Raw genomic sequence first — 4,365 nt, forward strand, 5'->3', positions numbered from 1 at the left:
GCCTGCGATAGCGGTGGTGAACCCAGCGCCGCTATCGCAGGCAAGCCAGCTCCCACACAAGCGACCGTTACGACAGATACGCCCCGCCACCTCACGCCTGTACTCCGGCGACAAGCGCCCGTACAATCCCAAGTCATTTCAAGTCCAAGCAACCGACAACGGCCTACCATGCGTACCAGTCAATATTTGCTCGCCACACAGAAAGAAACGCCTTCCGACGCGGTTGTAATCAGCCATCAGTTGATGCTGCGCGCCGGTATGATCCGCAAACTGGCCTCGGGCCTGTACACCTGGTTGCCCATGGGCTTGAAGGTGATGCGCAAGGTCGAAGCCATCGTTCGCGAAGAAATGAACGCTGCCGGCTCTCTGGAAGTGTTGATGCCGAGCACCCAACCGGCTGAGTTGTGGCAGGAATCCGGGCGCTGGGAAGAGTACGGCCCTGAGTTGCTGCGCTTCAAAGACCGTCATGGCCGCGATTTCTGCGCCGGCCCGACCCACGAAGAAGTCATCACCGACCTGATGCGCAACGAGTTGAGCAGCTATAAGCAGTTGCCGCTCAACCTGTATCAGATCCAGACCAAGTTCCGTGATGAGATCCGCCCACGCTTCGGCTTGATGCGTGGCCGCGAATTCATCATGAAGGACGCCTATTCGTTCCACGCAGACCAGGCTTCCCTGCAAGCGACCTACGACCGCATGCACCAGGCCTACTGCAACGTGTTCACGCGCCTGGGCCTGAAATTCCGCCCGGTTGAAGCGGACAACGGCTCCATCGGCGGTGCCGGCTCCCACGAATTCCACGTGCTGGCCGAGTCTGGCGAAGACGATATCGTGTTCAGCAACGGTTCCGACTACGCGGCGAACATCGAGAAGGCCGAAGCCATACCACGTGAAACCTCGCGCCCTGCTCCCACCGAGGAGCTGCGCCTGGTCGACACGCCAGACACCAAGACCATCGCGGCCCTGGTGGAGAAATTCAATCTGCCGATTGAAAAGACCATCAAGACCCTGATCGTGCGCGCCGAAGAAGAAGGCAAACTGATCGCCCTGGTGATCCGTGGCGACCACGAGCTCAACGAAATCAAGGCTGCCCAGCAACCTGGCGTGGCCAGCCCGCTGGTCATGGCCACCGATGCCGAACTGCGCGACGCCATTGGCGCCGGTGCCGGCTCCCTGGGCCCGCTGAACCTGCCGCTGCCGATCATCATCGACCGTTCGGTCGAGCTGATGAGCGACTTCGGTATCGGCGCGAACATCGACGACAAGCACTACTTCGGCGTGAACTGGGAGCGTGACCTGCCGGTTCCGACCGTGGCCGACCTGCGCAACGTCGTGGCCGGCGACCCGAGCCCGGATGGCAAGGGCACCCTGGAGATCAAGCGCGGCATCGAAGTCGGGCACATCTTCCAGCTGGGCAACAAGTACAGCAAGGCGATGAAGTGCGAAGTACTGGGTGAGAACGGCAAGCCGATCACCCTGGACATGGGCTGCTACGGCATTGGCGTATCCCGCGTGGTTGCCGCTGCCATCGAGCAGAACAACGACGAGAAAGGCATCATCTGGAGTGACGCGCTGGCGCCGTTCCAGGTGGCCCTGGTGCCATTGCGCTATGAAACCGAGCAAGTACGCGAAGCCACCGACAAACTGTACGCGGAACTCACCGCTGCCGGTTTCGAAGTGCTGCTCGATGATCGGGACAAGAAAACCAGCCCGGGCATCAAGTTCGCCGACATGGAACTGATTGGCATCCCGCACCGGATCGTGGTCAGTGACCGCGGCCTGGCGGATGGCAATCTGGAATACAAGAGCCGGACCGAAGCCGAAGCCCAACCGTTGCCGGTGGCTGACGTGCTGTCTTTCCTCCAGGCGCGTATTCGTCGCTGAAAACCAGATCAAGAGAAGTCATGTTCAAGCGAAACACCAGAGCCCTGGGGGGCGCCGCCTTGTGCGGCGCCCTGCTGGTCAGCGGCTGCGCCAATCAGATGTCGCAACGCAGTGAACACGAGGAGCGGGTCGAGCGTAAGTTGCTCGACCACAGTCTGCAGATCGATGTAGGCGAACCCAAAGTGCTGGAGCTGCCGCAACGCCGGGTTCGCATTCATGAGCAGAAGACCTTCGAGGTCACCGAATTCGAAGTCACCCGTCGTTACGACCGCTACACGCCCTACCAGCCCTGGCGCAAACTCTATGAGATGCCCTTGGGTGCCGTGGCGCTGGTGGCGGGCGTGGGTGCCAACGTGGCGAATATCTTCGCCCTCGGCAACCTGCCCACGAGTGTGACCCATGACTGGTTGAGCTATGGCGTGGACGGCATCAACCCGTTCATGAACGTGCAATCCCACGGCCGTGCGCAACAGAACCTGGCGGCTATCGATGAAGTCCAGCGTGACAAGCGCCTGGAGTATTCGAGCCTGCCCTGGAGCGAGCGCCCGGTGCAAGTCACCGCCGGCAAGCAGACCCACGAGCTGACCACCGACCGTAACGGGATACTACGCCTTAACCTGTTGGACAGCCCCTTTGCCGAGCAGGACCTGAACCGCGTCACCACGCTGAAAATCACTGTGGCGGATGGCCAGGACGACGTGCATACCGACTCGACCCTGGCGGTCAGCAACACGCTGCGCAGCAAGCTGCTCGAAGCCCATGCCCTGATCTATGACGACCTGGAAGATGACGAAGTGAACCAGTGGGTACACCGGGTCAAACGCCTGTCGGAGCTGGGCCTGGAAGAAGAAGCCAGCGAGCTGGAACAAAGCCTGATTGAACTGACGCGCAACGATCCGGAGTTGCAGCAGGAGTTTGTGCAGGCGTTGACCAAGGATGGGGGGCGTTTGGTGGCGGATCCCGGCGCACGCTGATCGCTCAATACCTGTGAAGATCAAACTGTGGGAGCTGGCTTGCCTGCGATAGCGGTGTATCAGTTAAAGCATTCGTGACTGACACACGGCTATCGCAAGCAAGCCAGCTCCCACATTTATTTCGGGTTTTTACCAGGAAAACTCGAGCTGTTCGTTGCCGCCGCTCAGGTCCAGCAACCGTACGCCTATCCCCAACAACCGCACCGGCTTGCCCCCGCGATTGAACGCCTGGGTCATCAACTGTTCATAACTCTCCAGATCCCGCCCTGCCCCCGCCTGCTCCAGCGTCGTCTGGGTAAAGTCATGAAACTTCACTTTCACGAACGGCTTGCCCGCCCGATAGCTACTGTCGATACGCGCCATGCGCCCGGCCAGGGTCTCCATCAACTCCGGCAGTTTCGCCAGGCAGCTTGAAAGATCCGGCAAGTCCACATCGTAGGTGTTTTCCACGCTAATCGATTGCCGACGGCTGTCGTTTTGCACCACACGGTCATCAATTCCACGGGCCAGGCTCCAGAGGCGCTCGCCAAAACTGCCGAATTCGCGCACCAGCGCCAGTTTGTTCCAGTCGCGCAATTGCAGGCAGTCTTCGATGCCCAGGCGCGCCAGTTTGTCAGCAGTGACCTTGCCCACGCCATGCAGCTTGCTGACACGCAACTGCGAGACAAAGTCTTCGACCTGATCCGGCGTGATCACGAACAGGCCATTGGGCTTTTTCCAGTCGCTGGCGATCTTGGCCAAAAACTTGTTGGGCGCCACGCCGGCCGACACGGTGATATGCAACTGGTTAGAAACCCGGCGCCGAATGTCCTGAGCAATACGCGTGGCGCTGCCGCCAAAATGCGGGCTGTCAGACACATCAAGGTAAGCCTCATCCAGCGACAACGGCTCGATCAAGTCGGTGTAGTCGCGGAAAATCAGCTGAATTTCTTTCGATGCTTCTTTATAGGCGTCCATGCGCGGCTTAACGATGGTCAAGTCCGGGCACAGCTTCAGGGCGTGACGTGACGACATCGCCGAACGTACCCCATACGCCCGCGCCTCATAATTGCATGTGGCGATCACGCCGCGCCGATCTGCCGAGCCACCGACAGCCAAGGGCTTTTGCGCCAGGCTCGGGTCGTCGCGCATCTCGATGGCGGCGTAGAAGCAATCACAGTCGACGTGGATGATTTTGCGCTGCGTCATATAAACGGGGTGTTAACCAACGGGTGGCCAGTATCGCACTCACCCCTGTATATAGCACCAGTAGTTTGAATCTTCTGTCTGAGCGGTAGGAAATTTCGGAGATGAATATATTTTCTCAATCGAATCCAGCATCCCAATAGAGCTGGAAGCCTTGCCCTGTCTGGCTTCAAGCCCTCAAGAAGCCTCTCATCAAGCGCTAACCGATTGAAGCAAAAGCGCTTTTCTTCGATTCACAGGTTGACACACTCGCGTTCCTCTGTAGAATGCCGACACACAGACGCGGGATGGAGCAGTCTGGTAGCTCGTCGGGCTCATAACC

Annotated in this window: 3 protein-coding genes; 2 read left to right on the forward strand and 1 reads right to left on the reverse strand. The window is 59.3% G+C overall.

Going from position 1 to position 4,365, the window contains the following annotated elements; genetic code table 11:
* The first annotated feature begins 168 nt into the window (after positions 1-168).
* Together AC07S6_RS11970 and AC07S6_RS11975 are read left to right on the forward strand one after the other, a co-directional pair.
* Positions 169-1,884, forward strand: a complete 1,716-nt coding sequence (locus AC07S6_RS11970) for a proline--tRNA ligase (protein ID WP_034128629.1) — start codon at positions 169-171, stop codon at positions 1,882-1,884.
* 20 nt (positions 1,885-1,904) lie between these two features.
* Complete coding sequence (locus tag AC07S6_RS11975; protein WP_054918333.1) at positions 1,905-2,858, forward strand: hypothetical protein; 954 nt, start codon at positions 1,905-1,907, stop codon at positions 2,856-2,858.
* Between the two features lie 129 nt (positions 2,859-2,987).
* Here the strand turns inward: AC07S6_RS11975 and dinB are convergent, their stop codons facing one another.
* On the reverse strand, positions 2,988-4,046 hold the full coding sequence (gene dinB, locus AC07S6_RS11980; RefSeq protein ID WP_014719774.1) for a DNA polymerase IV: 1,059 nt from the start codon (positions 4,044-4,046) through the stop codon (positions 2,988-2,990).
* Positions 4,047-4,365: the final 319 nt, after the last annotated feature.

Source organism: Pseudomonas sp. GW821-FHT07B01 (assembly GCF_059419065.1).

Bases quoted from the DNA above. Each gene is read 5' to 3' on its own strand.
- AC07S6_RS11970 (WP_034128629.1), top strand. From the start codon at position 169: ATGCGTACCAGTCAATATTTGCTCGCCACACAGAAAGAAACGCCTTCC.
- AC07S6_RS11975 (WP_054918333.1), top strand. From the start codon at position 1,905: ATGTTCAAGCGAAACACCAGAGCCCTGGGGGGCGCCGCCTTGTGCGGC.
- dinB (WP_014719774.1), bottom strand. From the start codon at position 4,046: ATGACGCAGCGCAAAATCATCCACGTCGACTGTGATTGCTTCTACGCC.